The organism is Anianabacter salinae, from assembly GCF_019061145.1.
In the GTDB taxonomy this organism is placed as follows: Bacteria; Pseudomonadota; Alphaproteobacteria; order Rhodobacterales; family Rhodobacteraceae; genus Anianibacter; species Anianibacter salinarum.
This window is the reverse complement of the sequence record NZ_JAHQZS010000002.1, coordinates 551,796-569,255: the sequence shown is the minus strand read 5'-3', so window position 1 is coordinate 569,255 and position 17,460 is coordinate 551,796. Positions and strand designations below refer to the sequence as shown.

Sequence of the window (17,460 nt, the reverse complement as noted above, 5' to 3'; positions counted from 1 at the left end):
GCCGAGGGCGAACCGGCTTCATGACCAGTAGTTCTGAAATAGATGCACTGTTCCTTGCGCTCTCGGACCAGACGCGACGGGCAATCTTGATCCGGCTCGCCGAGGGCGATGCGAGCGTCAATGATCTTTGCGAGCCTTTCGATCTCAAGCGACCCACCATCTCGCAGCATCTCAAGGTGTTGGAACAGGCTGGGCTTGTCTCGACCAAGCGACAGGCTCAGTTCCGAACGAAATCCCTGAAGCCTCAAAATCTCCGGATCGCTGCCGAATGGATCAGTCGCTGCGCCAACGCCTGGGAGCAGAACTTTGATCGTCTGGAGGAATACATCGACGACCTCGAACGGAAGGACCGCACGGATGAGCCATGAAACCGTCTTCACAGAAGGCTCCCTGACGATCGCCAGGACCTTCAGGACAACTCCTGATCGACTCTATGCCTGCTGGACCGAGAGCGATCATCTCGCGGCATGGGCAGGGCCCGTGGGCTATACCAATTCCACCGAACTTCTTGAGCCAAGGCCTGGTGGCCGACATCTGGCGAGAATGCTGGCTCCCGACGGCACATCGACGCGCGCAGGCGGGATCTACAAGGTAGCTGACCCGGGGGAGCGTCTTGTCTTCACCCACGCCTGGCTGGGGGACGACGGCAGCCGGGAGAGCGCCGAGACCACGATCACTTTGACCCTTGTGCCGACGGACAGGGGCACACTGATGGTCTTTCACCAAGCCGGGTTTGGAAGCGAGGCAAGTCGAGAAGGTCACGCTATGGGCTGGACTGTCAGCTTCGAGCGACTCGATGTTCATCTGAACAGTGCGCCATCCGGGAGCACGGCATGATGAAGCTCTACTACGCCGAGACACCTCATGGCCGAAAGGCATGTGCCGTTGCAGCATACTTGGGGATCGAGCTGGATTTCGAACGCGTCGATCTCGCGGGCGGAGCGCACAATCAGCCCGCCTATCTCGCCATCAACCCGATGGGGCAGGTCCCCACTCTGGTGGTCGGATCAGACTATCTTTCCGAAAGCAACGCCATTGCAATCCGCCTGGCGAACGAGGTCCGCAGTGACTTTTGGCCGAAGGGTCGCGTTCAGGCGCACGCGCAGCGATGGCTGAGTTGGGATTCCGAGCATTTCAAGCCTGTTGTCGCCACGTATTTCGTCGAGAACGCTTTGAAGCCCCTGTTCGGGGAAAAGACGGACATGTCTGCCTTGGCGCAGGCCGAGGCGGCCTTTCCCAAGGTTGCCCGCATCCTCGACGACGCATTGAAGGACCGCGATTTCATTCTGGGTTCGCGGCCCACTATCGCCGATTTTGCGCTGGCGACTTTTCTACCTTTTGCGGCCGCGTCGCGTCTGACTTTCGAGACTTACCCCGAAATCATGCGGTGGAACGCGGGTCTGAATTCACTGCCGGGCTATCTCGATCCTTACCCGAAGGGTGCGTGACACAGCCTGTCGATAATCTTGCGAGAGGTAACTGACTCAACGGTCAAGGCGCGAAGCACTGACCGATGAAGTGGAGTAGGGGCATCGGCCATACCGTCACAGCCAACACATCGGAAATGACATTCCCGACGCTGCACACGGTTCGTGATATCTCCGTTGTGTCCAAGGGGGTCGCCGGACATGGTTCGACGGACCTCTGAATTTTCGGTTGCAATAAGTATTACTATATGAGTTTATTCCTGCAGGCTCAGGCCGAACATGGGAGGAAATCATGAAGAGACTAATGCTTGGTGCAGCCTTGGCTGCGCTCTCTACGGGTGCGACCGCTCAGACCATCGGGTTCTCGCAGATCGGCTCGGAATCGGGCTGGCGTGCGGCAGAGACCACCGTGACGCGGCAGGAAGCCGAGGCACGGGGCATCGACCTGCGCTTCTCGGATGCGCAGCAGCGCCAGGAAAACCAGATTGCCGCGATCCGGTCCTTTGTCGCCCAGGGCGTCGATGCGATCCTGTTGGCCCCGGTCGTCGCAACGGGCTGGGATTCGGTGCTGGAAGAGGCCGCCGAGGCTGAAATTCCTGTGGTCCTTCTGGACCGGCGGGTCGATAGCTCGGACGATCTGTATCTGACCGCCGTCGGTTCGGACCTTGTTCACGAGGGCGAAGTCGCGGGCCAGTGGCTGGCCGACAACAAGCCCGAAGGCGCCTGCCGCGTCGTCGAGTTGCAAGGCACCACCGGCTCGTCCCCCGCGATCGACCGCGCGACGGGGTTCCGCAACGCGATCGAAGGCAATGACGACATCGAGATCGTGCGCAGCCAGACGGGTGACTTCACCCGCTCGGGCGGCAAGGAAGTGATGGAGAGCTTCCTTCAGGCCGAGGGTGGCGGTGACAACATCTGCGCGCTCTATGCCCATAACGACGACATGGCGCTTGGCGCGATCCAGGCCATCAAGGAAGCGGGCGTCGATCCCGGCGACGACATCCTGATCGTGTCCATCGACGCGGTTCCGGACATCTTCCGGGCCATGGCCGATGGCGATGCGAACGCCACGGTCGAGCTGACGCCGAACATGGCCGGACCGGCCTTCGATGCGCTTGCCGCCTACATGGCCGATGGCACCGAGCCGCCGAAGTTCATCCAGACCGAATCGGCGTTGTATACGCGCGACGACGATCCGATGGCACAGTACGAGGCCCGCAAGGATCTTGGCTACTGATCTGGTGGCGACCGGGCCCTGACGGGCCTTTCACACGGCGCCTCGGGTGGGGCGCCGTGCTGATCCTGTGCTGAAAGGCGGCAGATGCTTCTGACGATCCGCGATCTGACCAAATCGTTCCCCGGCACGCTTGCGCTGGACAACGTGCGCTTTGACCTCAAGGCGGGCGAGGTTCACGCGCTTCTGGGCGAGAACGGGGCCGGAAAATCCACGCTTATCAAATGTTTGACGGGAGTTCATGCCCGAGACAGCGGCCAGATCGAACTCGACGGACAGCCGATTTCGCCCGCATCGACCCACGAAGCGCAGACGCTGGGCATCGGCACCGTCTACCAGGAGGTCAACCTTCTGCCCAACCTGACCGTGGCGGAAAACCTGACCTTCGGGCGCCAGCCGACCCGGTTCGGCATGATCTCGGGCCGCAGGATGCGCGCCGACGCCGAAGAGATGCTGGCAGGATACGGGCTCGACGCGGTCAACGTCACACGCGAGTTGGGCAGCTACTCGGTGGCGGTGCAGCAGATCGTCGCCATCGCCCGCGCCGTCGCGCTGTCCGGCAAGGTGCTGATTCTCGACGAGCCGACCGCCAGCCTTGACGCCCGCGAGACCGAGACGCTGTTCGAGGTGGTGCGCGGGCTTCGGACGCGCGGGTTGGGGATCGTCTTCATTTCGCATTTCCTCGATCAGGTGTTCTCGCTCAGCGACCGGCTGACCGTCCTGCGCAACGGACGGCATGTGGTCACGGCCGATACCGCGTCGATGGACCGGGTCGGACTGATCCACCACATGCTCGGCCACGAACTTGAAGCCGCCGAGACACGCCGCGCGGCGCAACGCGGCGGCGCCGATCTTCTGATGTTCACCGGGTTCGGGCGGCGCGGCAAGGTCGATCCGTTCGATCTGACCGTGCGCGAAGGCGAGGTGATCGGACTGGCCGGACTTTTGGGGTCGGGTCGGACCGAAACCGCCGATGCCCTGTTCGGCCGCACGCCCGCCGACAGCGGCAAGGCGCGGGACAGCAGCGGTGCGCTTGATCTCGGATCACCGCGCGCCGCCATCGCCCAAGGCTTCGGCTATGCGCCCGAGGACCGCAAGACCGACGGCATCGTCGCCGACCTGTCGGTGCGCGAGAATATCGCGCTGGCGCTGCAGGCGCGGCGGGGCTGGGCCAACCCGATCCCCCGCGCCGAACAGGCCGCGCTGGCGGATGACTATATCCGGCGCCTCGATATCCGCACGCCCGACGCGGAAAAGCGGGTGGGTGATCTGTCGGGGGGCAACCAGCAAAAGGTTGTTCTGGCGCGCTGGCTGGCAATGAACCCCAGGTTCCTGATCCTTGACGAGCCGACGCGCGGCATCGACGTCGGCGCCCACGCCGAGATCCTGAAGCTGATCGGTGATCTGACGGACAAGGGCATGTCGATCCTTCTGATCTCGTCCGAGTTCGACGAGTTGATCGCCGCGTCCGACCGGGTGATCGTGGTGCGGGACCGAAAGCACGTCTCCGAATTGGTGGGCGACGACATCCAGACCGACCGGATCATCAGCGCCATCGCTGCCCATGACCCCGCCGAAAGGGCCACGACATGACCACCGGGCTGCGCCGCCTTGCCCCGCAACTTCTGACGCTTGCTGCCGTGATCGCGCTGGTCACGGCCTCCTTTCCCAGCTTCCTTGCCGTGGATCTTGTCGACGGGCGCCTTGTCGGCAGCGGCGTCGATGTTCTGAAGCGCGGCGCGCCGGTCGCGCTGCTGGCGGTGGGCATGACGCTGGTGATCGCCACGCGCGGCATCGACCTGAGCGTCGGGGCCGTCATGGCGATCTGCGGCGCGGCGTCGGCTTGGGCGGTTGCGAACGACCTTGGCCTTGCGACATCGCTGGCGGTCGGGCTTGGCGCCGGGGTTCTGTGCGGCATCTGGAACGGGGTCTTGGTCGCCATCTTCGGCATCCAGCCCATCGTGGCGACGCTGATCCTGATGGTCGCGGGGCGCGGTGTCGCCCAGATGATTACCGAAGGGCGCATCCTGACCTTCAGCCACGAGGGCCTCGCGTTCTTCGGGGCTGGGGACGTGCTGGGCATCCCGACGCCGATCCTCGTCTGGATCGCCACCGGCATCGCATTCGGCGTGCTGGTGCGCCGCACCGCTCTGGGCCTTCTGATCGAGGCCATCGGCGTGAACCGGCCTGCCAGCGCGCTGGCCGGGGTGAATGCGCGGGTTCTGCTGATCGCGGTATACATGGCGTCGGGCCTATGCGCGGCTATCGCCGGGATCATCGTCGCGGCCGACATTCGCGGCGCGGACGCCAACAATGCGGGTCTGTGGCTGGAGCTGGACGCGATCCTTGCGGTCGTCATCGGCGGCACGTCGCTGCTGGGCGGGAGGTTCTCGATCGCGGCGTCGCTGGTCGGGGCGTTCATCATCCAGACCATCGACACCGGCATCCTGCTGGCGGGCTTCCCGTCCGAGTTCAACCTCGTCATCAAGGCCGGGCTGGTGGTCATCATCCTTGTGCTGCAGTCGCCGACGCTGGGCCCGCAGCTGTCGCTAGTGTTCAAACGGCCGCAACGGGCGGCCAACCGCACGAAGGAGCCTGCAGAATGAACGCCCGTGTGCTTCCGCTCTATGCGACGGTGGTGATCTTCCTGATCGCCTACCTGATCTGCTATCTGCAGTTCCCCGCGATGCTGTCCACTCGGGTGATCGGCAACCTTCTGACCGACAACGCCTATCTCGGGATCGTCGCGGTTGGCATGACGGTGGTGATCCTGTCGGGCGGGATCGATCTGTCGGTCGGCTCGGTGATCGCCTTCTCGGGCGTGTTCATCGCGGTGCTCCTGCAATCGACGGGCTTGCATCCGCTGGTCGTCTTCGCGCTCTTGCTGGCCGTCACCACGGCCTTCGGTGCGGCGATGGGCGGGCTGATCCACGGGTTGTCGATGCCGCCCTTCATCGTGACGCTTGCGGGCATGTTCCTGGCGCGCGGGGCGGCCTACATGCTGACCATCGACAGCGTCCCGATAGACCATGCCTTCTATGACCTGCTGCAGGATGCCTATTACCGGATGCCGGGCGGCGGGCGGCTGACGCTGATCGGGGTGCTGATGCTTGTCGCGGTGCTTGCCGGGTCGATCCTGGCGCATCGCACAAGGTTCGGCACGGCGGTCTTTGCTCTTGGCGGGGGCGAGCATACCGCGCGGCTGATGGGCGTCGCGGTGGGCCGGACAACCGTGCTGATCTATGCCTTCTCGGGGTTCATGGCCGGGCTGTCGGGGATCGTGTTCTCGATCTATACCGGTTCGGGATATCCACTGGCGACGGTGGGAACCGAGTTGACGGCGATCGCCACGGTGGTGATCGGCGGCACGATCCTGACGGGCGGATCGGGCTATGTCTTTGGCACGCTGATCGGGGTGCTGACGATGGGCCTCATCCAGACCTACATCGTCTTTGACGGCTCGCTTTCCAGCTGGTGGACGAAGATCGCGATTGGAATGCTTCTCCTTCTGTTTATCTTGCTTCAGAAGGGCCTTCTTGTGGTGGGGCAACAACAGCAAAGAACCTGACATGCAGCAATTCCTCGATCGGATCGATCCCAGACTGCGCGAAAGCAGCGGAAACCACGGTCGTGTCGTCGAGGGAATTGGCCGGGCGATCGTCGCGGGTGATCCGCCCTCGGGCGAGCTGTTGCCGCGCGACGAGGAACTGGTCGAGGTGTTCGGCGTCTCTCGGACCGTGCTGCGCGAGGCGATGAAGACTCTCGCCGCGAAGGGAATGATCGTCGCCAAGGCGCGGGTCGGAACCAGGGTGCGGCCGCGCCACGAATGGAACATGTTCGACAGCCAGGTCCTGCGCTGGCATCTCGACGGAGAGCCGAGCGACAGCTTTTATGAACAATTGTTCGAGATGCGGCTGGCGTTCGAGCCGCATGCGGCAGGCCTTGCCGCCCGCAATGCCACCGACCGGGACATCGCGCGCATGGGCACTTGCGTTGACGCGATGCGCCGGGCCGAAGACGAAACCGCGTTCTCGCTGGCGGATCTCGAATTTCACCGCGCCGTCTTCGATGCGGCGGGCAATGCATTCTTCTACTCGGTGGTGTCGCTGGTCGGCGCGGCGCTGCTGTCGCTTCTGCGGCGGTCCTCTCCCGATCCCAACCCGGACCAGCAGATCAAGATTTGCGACAATCACCAACTGATCGTCGATGCCATCGCGGCGCGCGACACCGCCGCGGCGCAGGACGCCATGCGCGCCGTCATCAAGGTGGGCTGGCGGCGGGTGTTCGGCGACGACACCGAGCTGGGAGCGCGCGGCGCGCGATAGGTCGGGCAGCATCGGTTTCGGCACGCCAAAGCACGGGCCGAGGACAGTCTTGCACCGGCTGCCGCATTCCCCCTTCAATCCCGCCTTGATCTTGCCACAATCTTTACCCATTCGCGCCGCACCCCCTTTGTACCTCCTTGGGAAACAAAGGGTTCGGATTCATGCCAACGACCTTCAACTGGATACATCTCGGCAATTCGGCAACGGCGCTCGACCCGACCGAAGGCAACAGTAACGCCGAAAACGCGGCACTGTTCGAGAACCAGACCTATGGCACTCCGGGCGATCCGCTTTACCAGCACATCACCAGCGTGACGACGATCGACAACGGCGGCTCTGCCACCGCGCTCGACATGAACAACGACACGACCAATGACGAGTTCACGACCGACATCGGCAGCGGGGTCCAGACGTTCACGTTCGACGGCCTGACAGTCTTCAACGCAACGATCACTTACGCCAACGGGACCACGGCGACGGTTTCGGCCGTCATCGCGCAATCGACATCGGGCGAGTTGTTCCTTGCCCCCGAGATCAGTGCGAACGCCGATTTGACCGCATATGAGGCCGGTCCCATCGTCTCGATCACGCTGGACGAAGTCGTGTCGAGCACCAACACCAACCTCGGCGCGGACCGGGCGCAGCAGGGCTGGGACGACGGGGTGATCGACGGCACCGGCGGCGCCGACGTGATCGACGCCAGCTATGTGGAACCGATCGCTTCGGGGTCCGACCGCGTCGACAACGGCGATGGCCTGACCGGGGCCGGGTTCAACGACGATGTCATCAACGCAGGCGGCGGCAACGACACGGTTCTCGCCGGGGCAGGCGATGATGTCGTGTCCGGCGGCGCAGGTGCTGACAACCTCCAGGGCCAGGCAGGCAACGACCAGCTGTTCGGTGAAGGCGGCAGCGACACGCTCAGCGGCGGGCAGGGCAACGATCAGCTGGACGGCGGCGGTGGCACTGACACCCTGACCGGCGGCGAGGGCAATGACGAGCTGCAGGGCGGCGCAGGGTCCGACACGCTTTATGGCGATGGCGGAACGGCCGAACGCTGGTCCTACGAAGTCTACACCCGCGACTTCACCAGCGCGAACGGCCAGGCGTTCACCATCGAGAGCGGCACGCTGGCGGCATCGGGGACATCGTCGCAGTTCGACGTGACGGCCCACGGCATCCAGGCGCGGGGCGGGTCCAACCCCGAAGACTTCGGGGTCATCTACACGTCGCAATTGGTTGCCTCGGACACGGGCGTCTTCCGCTTCGAGACAACGTCGGACGACGGCTCGACGATCCGCATCCTCGACAGCCAGGGCAACCCGCTGACCTTTGCCAACCAGACGGGCGGCAATCTCAACTACATGAACAACGACTTCCACCAGGGGCCCACAGCGCGCTTCGGGGATGTCACGCTTCAGGAAGGCCAGAGCTACACCATCGAGGTGCGCTACTGGGAGAACGCGGGCGGCAACGTGCTGTCGGGCCGTGTGACGCCGCCCGGCGGATCGCCCGAGGATCTTGCGACAAGCCCGCTGATCGTCGGCAATGACGCAATCGCAGGCGACGACACGCTCGACGGCGGCGCCGGGGCCGACACCCTTTATGGTGAAGGCGGCAACGACACGCTGCTGGTGGGCGAGAACGACGCGGCCTATGGCGGCGACGGCGACGACACGTTCACGGTCCAGACGCCCACCGAGACCGGAACCGGGACCATCACCATCGTCGGCGGCGAGGGCGACGAGACTGACGGCGACACCTTGTATCTGTCGGACGGGATCACCGAAGACGACATCACCTTCACCAACACCGACGACGCTGCGGGCGGGTTCTCCGGCTCTTACACGCTGTCGGACGGCACCGTCGTCAGCTTCTCGGAAATCGAGAACATCATCTGTTTCACCCCCGGCGCGGGCATCCTCACGCCGCATGGCCTGTGCGCCGTCGAGACTCTGCGCATCGGCGATCTGGTGGTGACGCGCGACAACGGCGTGCAACCGATCCGTTGGGTCGGCAGCCGCACTGTGCCCGGCGTCGACGCTTTTGCGCCTGTCCGCGTGGCTGCGCATGTGATGGACGGCGCGCGCGCGCCGCTTCTGGTCTCGCCGCAGCACCGTCTCTTGTTCACCGGCTACAAGGCGGAGTTGCTGTTCGGCTGCGACGAGGTCCTGGTCGCCGCCCGGCACCTGATCGACGGGCGCGACGTGGTCGCCGTTCCGCAGGCGCAGGTGACGTATATCCACGTCATGTTCGACCGCCACGAGGTGATCTATGCCGACGGCGCTGCGACCGAAAGCTTCCATGTCGGCAGCGTCGGGTTGTCGGCGCTGTCCGATCCGAGCCGGGACGAGCTGTTCGGACTTTTTCCCGAACTGCGCAGCCATCCCGAGACCTATGGTCCGACCGCGCGCCCCTGCCTGAAAAAGCACGAGGCCAGCCTGCTGCGATCCTACGCCTGACGCTTTCGGGCGCCGCGCAGCAGGGCCCATGTGCGCAGGTCGAGCAGCACCTTGATCGTCGCGGCAAGCGCCGCCGCGCACAGGACCGCCTTGGACAGCGTGCCCATGGTGCCTTCGATCAGCATCGCGTGAACCACACTGGTGACGACCACGATCGCCACCAGCAGGCGGTGCCCGATGCGCCACGCGCGCGGCCAGCGCGACAGCCGACCGCGCAGCAGGGCGAACCCCGCCGCGCCCAGCATCGCCCACATCGCCACCACGCCCCAGGCCGAGAACGGTGTGGGCGATGTGAAGGTCAGCGCGTCGATCACGTCGGGCGGGCTGGTGAGCCACAGACCGCCGACGTGCAAAGCGACCGCGATCAGAAGCACGCCGCCGACGCGGCGGTGAACGCCGCGCCCCCCTCGCGCGCGAAGCCCCGGAAGATATCCGCCCGCCAGCAGCGGTTGCAGCAGCAGAAGCGCCATCGCCACCACGCCCGCGAACCCCGCCGCGATATAGACCGGGCCGCGCCACGCCAGCAGCGGGCTGGACGCTGCTACCGCCAGCGGCAAGGCCAGCACCAGGATCAGGGCGGACCAGACCAGGACGGCACGCAGGCGCGGCGGCACGATCAGGCCGGTTGAAGGATGAAGTCCGCGCTCAGGCCGGTGTCGCGGGCGCTGGACATGACCGGCCGCAGGAACACGGTGCGAAAGCCGTTCCCGTCATGATCCGCGTCATAGGCCAGATGCCCGTGCGGCTGCCCGAAGGCCGGGACGATCTGCGGCATGTCCATGCGGAACGTCCCGTCCGCCCCGGTCAGCGTCGCGCCGTGGCTATGAGGGTCGCGCTCGTGTCCTTCGGTGGTGTGCGCCCAGATCTGAATGCGGATGCCTTCCAGCGGGGCGCCGTCCCCGGCGCGGCGCACGGTGCCGGTCATCTGGAACCCGCCGCCGCCGATGCGCTCGACGATGGGGGCGCCGGGACGGTAGTTGTTCGACCCGCCGCGCATGGTCTGCGTCGGCGCAAGGTCTTGCGCCAGGGCGGGCCGGATCAGCGCGGGGGCGGCGAGCATCGCTGCCCCGGCGACGATGAAGCGGCGGCGGCTTTGAGGGGCCTTGGTCATCTGGTGCCCTCCTCTTGGGTCTGTTGTGCGGTCGGTCACGCTGTTTCACGTCAGAGTATGGTGCATCACGCGCGATTGAAAACCGCGAGCCACGGGGATGTGAAGGCCCAAATCAAGCCCGCATCAAGCTCGCAGCCAGCCGCCTACAAAGCGCACCGCGTCCGTTCCGGCCAACGCGCAAACGCGAGTCAGTTCACGCTCAAGGCTCGTGGTCAGGGTCTTGCCCGCCTTCCGGCCCCTCTCGGGCCAGAATGCCTGCACCTCGATCGCGCCCTCGCTGCGCCGCGCGTCCAGCCGTCCGATGATCCGGTCGCCCTGCATCACCGGAAAGACATAATAGCCATATTTGCGCTGCGCCTCGGGCACGAAGATCTCGATGCGGTAGTGAAAGCCGAACAGCCGCTCGGCGCGGGCGCGGTCCCGCAAGGCAGGATCGAAGGGGCTTAGGAGGCGCAGGCGCGACGAGGGCGCAGGCAGCCCTGCGACACTGTCCAGCATCGCCTCGGTCGTGAAACTACGGCGCAGCGCGCCGTCCGCAAGTTCGATGTCGATCTCGATCAGGCGGCCGTCCGCCAGCGCCTCGGCGCACCATGCCTTGGCCTCATCTGGCCTCACGATGGCAAAGAAGGCGGCCAGCTCGCCGCTGGTGGCAAATCCCAGTCGCTCCAGCGCCTGCGTCATCGCCCAGTCGATGATCTCGGCGTCCGGGACGCGCGCGTTCAGGTATTCGGGCGGAATCACCCGCTCGCACAGGTCATAGTGCTTCTGAAAGCCCTGCCGGTGGCACACCGCCAGCCGCCCTGACCGCCACAGGAATTCGAGCGCCGTCTTGGACGGGTGCCAGTCCCACCAGCCAGACGACCCCTTTGCCTCGTCGCCGCCGACATCGCGCGAACAGGCCGGGCCATTGTCAGAGATGTGCCGCAGGACGGTGTCCAACTCGTCCGTCCATCCGTTGCGCTGCCATGCGGGCCAACGCGCGCGCATCCGCGCCTCGTCGCGTGCGAATTTCAGCCGCCACATCGGGTAGAACTGCATCGGGATCACGGCGGCATCGTGGGTCCAGTGCTCGAAGGCGCTGCGCCTGCGCGCGACCAGTGCCTCAAGCGCGCGCGGCCGGTAGCGCCCGCGCCGCGACCACAGGATCAGATCATGCGCCCGCGCCAGCGTGTTGACGCTGTCGAGTTGCACAAACCCCAGGGCGTCAAGCACGCCCTCCAGATCCTGCGCGCTGCCCGGCCCGGCGCCCGGACGCAGCAGAAGGTGCCGGTCGAGGAACAGGCGCCGTGCGCTGCGATTGTCGAGGCGGGGGCGGGGCATGGCGCGGCTTTCAGGGTTGATGCAGGGCAAACCCATTCGTTTCAGCTTGGCGCTGCATCGGCAAGGTTGTCGCAGTGGTTCAAAGGACTTGCCGGGCACGCATCGGTCTTGGCCAACGCGGCGCGTCCTGACCCTGGGTCATGTTTTCTTGCGAAATGCGCCACTGATCCCTTTTCGAAACCCGTCGCAAAACTAAACTGTTCGGTGTAGCGTGGGTCTTGACGCCCGCAGCCAGATCGAAGCGACGATGCCAGCCACCGGAGGCCGCCATGAAACTGACCGTGAACGGAACGACGCATGACGTGGATGTCGAACCCGACATGCCGCTTCTGTGGGTGCTGCGGGACGAGATCGGCGTAACGGGCGTCAAGTATGGCTGCGGCATCGCGCGCTGCGGGGCCTGCACGGTGCAGATGGACGGCATGGCCGTCCGGTCCTGCCAGATCCCGGCCTCGGTCGCGGACGGCGCGCAGGTGACCACCATCGAGGGGTTGGGCAGCCCCGAGAACCTTCACGCGGTGCAGGCCGCGTGGATCGAGGAGCAGGTCGCACAATGCGGCTACTGCCAGTCCGGCCAGATCATGCAGGCCGCCGCGCTGCTCGAGGTGAACCCCGAGCCCAGCGATCAGGACATCGACATCGTGATGGGCGGCAACCTGTGCCGCTGCGGCACCTATCCGCGCATTCGCGCCGCGATCCACCGCGCCGCCGCCAAGATGAAGGAGGCGTAAGCTATGAGCCGTCTGGGAACCATTACCCGCCGCACCTTTCTTGTCGGATCGGCAGCCGTCGCCGGCGGCGTCGCCTTTGGCGTCTACACCGTGGGCAAGCCGCACGCGAACCCGTTGACACCTGCGCTTGGCGACGGCGAGGCAGCGCTGACACCCTACGTGCGCATCGACGCGGAAGGCATCACGCTTATCACCCCTCGCGCCGACAAGGGGCAGGGCGCCTACCACGTTCAGGCCGCGTTTCTGGCCGAAGAGCTGGACGTGGACCTTCATCAGGTGCGCGTCGATCCCGGCCCGCCCAGCCCCGCCTACTGGAACACCGCGCTGTCCGCCGAAGCGGCGGAGTTCGTGATCCCGGCGCAGGGCGCGATGCGCTCGGCGCTCGAGACGACGGTGGGCGGCGTGATGAAGGTCATGGGGATGCAGATCACCGGCGGGTCCACCACGGTGCCCGACCAGTTCGTCAAGCTGCGCGCGGCGGCAGCCTCGGCCCGCGAGACGCTGAAGCGCGCGGCAGCCGATCAGGCGGGCGTTTCGGTGGACCAGCTGCGCACCGAAGCGGGGCAGGTGATCCTGCCGGATGGGTCCGCCGTGCCCTATACCAGCCTTGCCGCAAGGGTTGCGGGGATGGAGCCCGTGCAGGACGTGGCGCTGCGCGAGCCGTCCCAGTGGCGCTACATCGGCAAGCCGATGCAGCGCATCGACATGGTCGCCAAGTGCACCGGCACGCAGGACTATGGCATTGATGCCCGCGTCGACGGTATGGTGCACGCCGCCGTGCGCCTGAACCCGGCGAACGGCAGCGGTGTGCGCAGTTTCGATGCCTCGGAGGCGTTGAAGCTGCGGGGCGTGACCGACGTGATCCCGGTGCGGGGCGGTGTCGCGGTGGTGGCCGACAACACCTGGCGCGCATTTCGCGGCGCCGAGGCGCTGCAGGTGGAGTGGGAAGACGCCGCCTATCCCGCCGACATGGACGCCCATTGGCAGGCGCTGTCGGACAGTTTCGTCGAGGCCAGCCTCGACAGCCGCAACCGCGAGGACGGCGATGTCGAGGCGGCGCTTAGCGCAGGCGAGGTGATCGAGGCTGAATACCGCGCGCCCTATCTCGCGCACGCCCCGCTGGAGCCGATCAGCGCCATCGTCCGCGTCACCGACAGCGCGGCAGAGGTCTGGACGGGCACGCAGATCCCCCGCTTTGTCCAGCAGAACGTCGCGCGCATCGCCGGGATCCCGGCTGATGCGGTCAAGGTGAACGTGCTGATGATGGGCGGCAGCTTTGGCCACCGGCTTGAGGATGAAGTCGTCAAGCAGGCCACCGAGATCGCGCTGACGATGAAGGGCACGCCGGTCAAGCTGACCTATTCGCGCGAAGAGGACATGACCCACGACTTTCCGCGCCAGATCGCCATGGCCCGCCTGCGCGGCCGCGTGGCGGATGGCCGGGTCGAGGGGCTGGACCTTGGCATCGCGATGCCGTCCGTGATGGGCTCGCAACTCGGGCGGCAAGGGCAGGCGGTTCCGGGCCCCGACAGCCAGATCGTCGCGGGCGCCTGGAACGCGCCTTTCGCCATCCCGCATCACCGCGTCACCGGCTACCGCGCGCCGGAACTGGCGCCGATCAGCTCTTGGCGGTCTGTCGGCGCGTCGACCAACGGCTTCTTCTGGAACGCCGCGCTCGACGATCTGATCCACGCCGCCGGGGCCGATCCGATGGAGGAACGGCTGCGGCTTGCCTCGGACGATCTGACCCGCAAGGTGCTGGAAGCCGTGGCCGAAATGTCGTCCTGGGACGGGGTGCTGGGCAATGGCCGGGGCAGGGGCGTTGCGCTGACCACCAGCTTCGGGGTCCCTTGCGCCGAGGTGATCGAGGTCACCGAAACGGATCGCGGCATCCGCATCGACAAGGTCTGGTGCGCGGCAGAGGTGGGCCGGGTGGTCGATCCGGTGAACTTCGAGAACCTCGTGCAGGGCGGCATCGTCTTTGCGCTTGGTCACGCGATGAACTGCGAGATCACCTATCGCGGCGGCGCGGCGCAGCAGACAAACTATCACGCCTTTGAGGGCATGCGCATCGGCCAGTGCCCCGAGATCACGGTGCGCGGACTTGAGAACGGCGCGACGGTGCATGGCATCGGCGAGCCGATGGTGCCGCCTGCCGCGCCTGCGCTTGCGGGTGCGATCTTTGCCGCGACGGGCAAACGCCTGCGAGAGATGCCCTTTGACCGAGAGGTGACGTTCGCATGATCCGCACCGCTGCCATCCTGTTCGCTTGCGGCACGGCGACGCTCGCCCTTGCTGCCGGCGAGGAGTTCACCATCGACATGCCCCCCGAAGGCTCGGTCAGCCGCGCGGCGGGACTGGAGGCGTGGGACCGCATCTACGAGGTCACGTCGCACCCGCGCTGTTCCAATTGCCATGTCGGCGAGGACAACATCCCGCTTTGGTCGGGGCCAAGCTATGGCGGCACCATGCCCCACGGGATGAACGTGAACGGCGGGGAAAGCCGGATCGGCGCGGAATACGTCCCGTGCCAGGCTTGCCACGCCTACCGCGAGGAAGGGGCGAACGATGCGCCCCACATGGCGCCGCAGGTGGCCGAGACATGGGCGCTGGCGCCGGTCGAGACCCAGTGGCTTGGAAAATCCTCGACCGAGATCTGCGCCCAGCTGCGCGACCCCGAACGCAACCTTGGCCATGACCTGATGGGGCTGGCCGAGCACATCCAGCACAGCGCGCTTGTGCAATGGGGCTGGACCCCCGGTGGCGGGCGAGAGCCTGCGCCCTATTCCGTGCAAGAGCATATCGACGATCTGCTGATCTGGGGCGTCGCGGGCTTTCCCTGCGCGACCGACGAGGAGTGAGCCGCATGACCCTGACCCCGCTGCGCCTTGGCGCGCTCTTGCTGCTGGTGGCCGCCGGTCTGCACCTGGTGTTCGTCGCCTTCGTCGGTCCGGGCGAGTTGCCCGTCGCCATCGCGGCGGCTCTGGCTGCGGTCGGCATCTGGCGCGGCTGGCGCTGGCTGGCCTGGATCACGCTTCTGGTGGTCATCGTTGCGATCGGCGTCAGCCTTGCGCGCCTCGGCGGCAGCCCGATCCCCGATCCGCTGCTGTATCTGCTGATCGTGGATGACGCGGCGGCGGCGCTGGCGTTGTTCGCGGGTGTGTGGCGCAGCAGGCAGTCGCGCACCGCCACCTGAGCCGAGACTCGGCGCGCCGGGAAAACCGGCGCCCGATCCCGACTGGATCAGGTGCACATCAAGCGGGCGTCGCCCCGAAAACCTGCAACATTATTGTGCATACCCTCGCGAATGCTGCACCTGCATCCGCGCCGCTCTGCCGTTCCCCCGATAACTCGGCGTTAATGGCGTCAGCTTCCGCATCTGCGGAGGTGACGCACGGGGGGGTGCTGTCCTGGAAAACTGCCATCCCCCCGCACGTCTGCAACATGAAGCTGCGTGACTGTTCTACACGGCGCCGCGGCCGGTGAAAACCTGGCCGGGCTGCTTTGGCGGGCACGCAGACAACACAGGGGATACTATCCATGAAATCTGCGTCCTTGCTTGCCACCACGGCTACATCGCTCGCCCTGTCCGCAGGGGCGGCGCTGGCCCAGGACTGCCCGATCAAGGTGGGTGTGCTGCACTCGCTGTCCGGCACGATGGCCATTTCCGAAACCACGCTCAAAGACACCATGCTGATGCTGGTCGACGCGCAGAATGCCAAGGGCGGCGTTCTTGGCTGCGAGCTTGAGGCTGTCGTCGTCGACCCGGCGTCCGACTGGCCGCTCTTTGCCGAAAAGGCGCGCGAGCTGCTGACCGTTCACGAAGTCGACGTAATGTTCGGCAACTGGACCTCGGTGTCGCGCAAGTCCGTCCTGCCGGTGATCGAGGAACTGAACGGCCTTCTGTTCTACCCCGTGCAGTACGAGGGCGAGGAATCGTCGAAAAACGTGTTCTACACCGGCGCCGCGCCGAACCAGCAGGCGATCCCGGCGGTCGACTATTTCCTTGAAGAGCTTGGCGTCGAGAAATTCGCGCTGCTCGGCACCGACTATGTCTATCCGCGCACGACCAACAACATCCTTGAATCCTACCTTCAGGACAAGGGCATTGCCGCCGAGGACATCTTCGTGAACTACACGCCCTTCGGCCATTCCGACTGGGCGACCATCGTGTCCGATGTCGTTGCGCTGGGTGCGGACGGCAAGCAGGTCGGCGTGATCTCCACCATCAACGGCGACGCCAACATCGGTTTCTACAAGGAACTGGCGGCAGCGAACGTGTCGGCAGACGACATTCCCGTCGTCGCCTTCTCGGTCGGCGAGGAAGAGCTTTCGGGCCTCGACACCTCGAACCTCGTCGGGCACCTCGCGGCGTGGAACTACTTCATGTCGGCTGAATCGCCCGCGAACGCCGAATTCATCGCCGCATGGCACGCCTTCATCGGCGACGAGGCGCGCGTGACCAACGACCCGATGGAAGCCCACTACATCGGTTTCAACATGTGGGTGAACGCGGTCACGGCTGCTGGAACCACCGACGTCGATGCCGTGCGCGAGGCGATGTGGGGGCAGGAATATCCGAACCTCACCGGCGGCATGGCGGTGATGGGCACCAACCATCACCTGTCCAAGCCAGTCCTGATCGGCGAGATCCGCGCTGATGGCCAGTTCGATATCATCAGCTCGACCGAGCCGGTGCCGGGCGATGCCTGGACCGACTTCCTGCCGGAATCGGCAGTGCTCGAGTCCGATTGGAAAGACCTCGGCTGCGGGATGTACAACACCGAGACCGCGACCTGCGTGCAGTTGACCTCGAACTACTGACGCGAGCACCGGCGGGGCGCCAACGC

General features: G+C 65.7%; 17 protein-coding genes. 14 read left to right on the top strand and 3 right to left on the bottom strand.

Annotated elements, in window-relative coordinates; translation table 11 throughout:
- Nucleotides 1–20 precede the first annotated feature (20 nt).
- The 9 genes from KTJ87_RS07340 (at nt 21) to KTJ87_RS07300 (ending at nt 9,448) form a co-directional block, all read left to right on the top strand.
- Complete coding sequence (locus KTJ87_RS07340; protein ID WP_267138447.1) at nt 21–368, top strand: ArsR/SmtB family transcription factor; 348 nt, start codon at nt 21–23, stop codon at nt 366–368.
- Nucleotides 358–837: an SRPBCC family protein gene (locus KTJ87_RS07335; protein WP_267138446.1), complete on the top strand. Its 480-nt coding sequence runs from the start codon at nt 358–360 to the stop codon at nt 835–837. Before KTJ87_RS07340 ends, KTJ87_RS07335 begins: the two co-directional genes overlap by 11 nt.
- Entirely contained in the window at nt 834–1,448 is a 615-nt protein-coding gene (locus KTJ87_RS07330) for a glutathione S-transferase family protein (protein ID WP_267138445.1), read from the top strand. The genes KTJ87_RS07335 and KTJ87_RS07330 overlap by 4 nt, the downstream gene beginning before the upstream one ends.
- A 271-nt stretch (nt 1,449–1,719) precedes the next feature.
- Nucleotides 1,720–2,664 (top strand): galactofuranose ABC transporter, galactofuranose-binding protein YtfQ, encoded by a 945-nt coding sequence (gene ytfQ, locus KTJ87_RS07325; protein WP_323371676.1) that lies wholly within the window; start codon nt 1,720–1,722, stop codon nt 2,662–2,664.
- A gap of 84 nt (nt 2,665–2,748) precedes the next feature.
- A complete protein-coding gene (locus KTJ87_RS07320) occupies nt 2,749–4,254 on the top strand; it encodes a sugar ABC transporter ATP-binding protein (protein ID WP_267138444.1) in 1,506 nt (501 codons plus the stop codon).
- Nucleotides 4,251–5,267, top strand: coding sequence for an ABC transporter permease (locus KTJ87_RS07315; RefSeq protein WP_267138443.1), 1,017 nt, complete (start codon nt 4,251–4,253; stop codon nt 5,265–5,267). Before KTJ87_RS07320 ends, KTJ87_RS07315 begins: the two co-directional genes overlap by 4 nt.
- On the top strand, nt 5,264–6,229 hold the full coding sequence (gene yjfF / locus KTJ87_RS07310) for a galactofuranose ABC transporter, permease protein YjfF (protein WP_267138442.1): 966 nt from the start codon (nt 5,264–5,266) through the stop codon (nt 6,227–6,229). Before KTJ87_RS07315 ends, yjfF begins: the two co-directional genes overlap by 4 nt.
- A 1-nt stretch (nt 6,230) precedes the next feature.
- Complete coding sequence (locus KTJ87_RS07305) at nt 6,231–6,986, top strand: FadR/GntR family transcriptional regulator (protein ID WP_267138441.1); 756 nt, start codon at nt 6,231–6,233, stop codon at nt 6,984–6,986.
- A 161-nt stretch (nt 6,987–7,147) separates the two neighbouring features.
- Nucleotides 7,148–9,448, top strand: a complete 2,301-nt coding sequence (locus tag KTJ87_RS07300; protein WP_267138440.1) for a Hint domain-containing protein — start codon at nt 7,148–7,150, stop codon at nt 9,446–9,448.
- On the opposite strand, the gene KTJ87_RS07295 is transcribed toward KTJ87_RS07300, so the two are convergent.
- From KTJ87_RS07295 to KTJ87_RS07285, 3 genes are all read right to left on the bottom strand, one after another.
- Entirely contained in the window at nt 9,439–10,062 is a 624-nt protein-coding gene (locus tag KTJ87_RS07295) for a ferric reductase-like transmembrane domain-containing protein (RefSeq protein ID WP_323371674.1), read from the bottom strand. The two genes, KTJ87_RS07300 and KTJ87_RS07295, sit on opposite strands and share 10 nt — an antisense overlap.
- Nucleotides 10,063–10,064: 2 nt before the next feature.
- Nucleotides 10,065–10,559 (bottom strand): peptidase associated/transthyretin-like domain-containing protein, encoded by a 495-nt coding sequence (locus tag KTJ87_RS07290; protein ID WP_267138439.1) that lies wholly within the window; start codon nt 10,557–10,559, stop codon nt 10,065–10,067.
- Between the two features lie 123 nt (nt 10,560–10,682).
- Complete coding sequence (locus KTJ87_RS07285; protein ID WP_267138438.1) at nt 10,683–11,879, bottom strand: winged helix-turn-helix domain-containing protein; 1,197 nt, start codon at nt 11,877–11,879, stop codon at nt 10,683–10,685.
- A 269-nt stretch (nt 11,880–12,148) separates the two neighbouring features.
- Here KTJ87_RS07285 and KTJ87_RS07280 point away from each other — a divergent pair, with 269 nt between their 5' ends.
- The 5 genes from KTJ87_RS07280 to urtA all read left to right on the top strand — a co-directional run bounded on the left by KTJ87_RS07280 (nt 12,149) and on the right by urtA (nt 17,434).
- On the top strand, nt 12,149–12,610 hold the full coding sequence (locus tag KTJ87_RS07280; protein ID WP_267138437.1) for a (2Fe-2S)-binding protein: 462 nt from the start codon (nt 12,149–12,151) through the stop codon (nt 12,608–12,610).
- Nucleotides 12,611–12,613: 3 nt separating this feature from the next.
- The gene (locus tag KTJ87_RS07275) at nt 12,614–14,854 is read left to right on the top strand and encodes a xanthine dehydrogenase family protein molybdopterin-binding subunit (protein ID WP_267138436.1); all 2,241 of its coding nucleotides are present in this window, start codon (nt 12,614–12,616) and stop codon (nt 14,852–14,854) included.
- A complete protein-coding gene (locus KTJ87_RS07270; protein ID WP_267138435.1) occupies nt 14,851–15,471 on the top strand; it encodes a hypothetical protein in 621 nt (206 codons plus the stop codon). Before KTJ87_RS07275 ends, KTJ87_RS07270 begins: the two co-directional genes overlap by 4 nt.
- Before the next feature lie 5 nt (nt 15,472–15,476).
- A complete protein-coding gene (locus tag KTJ87_RS07265; RefSeq protein ID WP_267138434.1) occupies nt 15,477–15,806 on the top strand; it encodes a hypothetical protein in 330 nt (109 codons plus the stop codon).
- Between the two features lie 344 nt (nt 15,807–16,150).
- Nucleotides 16,151–17,434: an urea ABC transporter substrate-binding protein gene (urtA, locus tag KTJ87_RS07260; protein ID WP_267138433.1), complete on the top strand. Its 1,284-nt coding sequence runs from the start codon at nt 16,151–16,153 to the stop codon at nt 17,432–17,434.
- The last annotated feature ends 26 nt before the right edge of the window (nt 17,435–17,460 follow it).

What these genes read in the sequence shown, in the direction of transcription:
- KTJ87_RS07340 (WP_267138447.1), top strand. Translation starts at nt 21, where the DNA reads ATGACCAGTAGTTCTGAAATAGATGCACTGTTCCTTGCGCTCTCGGAC.
- KTJ87_RS07335 (WP_267138446.1), top strand. Translation starts at nt 358, where the DNA reads ATGAGCCATGAAACCGTCTTCACAGAAGGCTCCCTGACGATCGCCAGG.
- KTJ87_RS07330 (WP_267138445.1), top strand. Translation starts at nt 834, where the DNA reads ATGATGAAGCTCTACTACGCCGAGACACCTCATGGCCGAAAGGCATGT.
- ytfQ (WP_323371676.1), top strand. Translation starts at nt 1,720, where the DNA reads ATGAAGAGACTAATGCTTGGTGCAGCCTTGGCTGCGCTCTCTACGGGT.
- KTJ87_RS07320 (WP_267138444.1), top strand. Translation starts at nt 2,749, where the DNA reads ATGCTTCTGACGATCCGCGATCTGACCAAATCGTTCCCCGGCACGCTT.
- KTJ87_RS07315 (WP_267138443.1), top strand. Translation starts at nt 4,251, where the DNA reads ATGACCACCGGGCTGCGCCGCCTTGCCCCGCAACTTCTGACGCTTGCT.
- yjfF (WP_267138442.1), top strand. Translation starts at nt 5,264, where the DNA reads ATGAACGCCCGTGTGCTTCCGCTCTATGCGACGGTGGTGATCTTCCTG.
- KTJ87_RS07305 (WP_267138441.1), top strand. Translation starts at nt 6,231, where the DNA reads ATGCAGCAATTCCTCGATCGGATCGATCCCAGACTGCGCGAAAGCAGC.
- KTJ87_RS07300 (WP_267138440.1), top strand. Translation starts at nt 7,148, where the DNA reads ATGCCAACGACCTTCAACTGGATACATCTCGGCAATTCGGCAACGGCG.
- KTJ87_RS07290 (WP_267138439.1), bottom strand. Translation starts at nt 10,559, where the DNA reads ATGACCAAGGCCCCTCAAAGCCGCCGCCGCTTCATCGTCGCCGGGGCA.
- KTJ87_RS07285 (WP_267138438.1), bottom strand. Translation starts at nt 11,879, where the DNA reads ATGCCCCGCCCCCGCCTCGACAATCGCAGCGCACGGCGCCTGTTCCTC.
- KTJ87_RS07280 (WP_267138437.1), top strand. Translation starts at nt 12,149, where the DNA reads ATGAAACTGACCGTGAACGGAACGACGCATGACGTGGATGTCGAACCC.
- KTJ87_RS07275 (WP_267138436.1), top strand. Translation starts at nt 12,614, where the DNA reads ATGAGCCGTCTGGGAACCATTACCCGCCGCACCTTTCTTGTCGGATCG.
- KTJ87_RS07270 (WP_267138435.1), top strand. Translation starts at nt 14,851, where the DNA reads ATGATCCGCACCGCTGCCATCCTGTTCGCTTGCGGCACGGCGACGCTC.
- KTJ87_RS07265 (WP_267138434.1), top strand. Translation starts at nt 15,477, where the DNA reads ATGACCCTGACCCCGCTGCGCCTTGGCGCGCTCTTGCTGCTGGTGGCC.
- urtA (WP_267138433.1), top strand. Translation starts at nt 16,151, where the DNA reads ATGAAATCTGCGTCCTTGCTTGCCACCACGGCTACATCGCTCGCCCTG.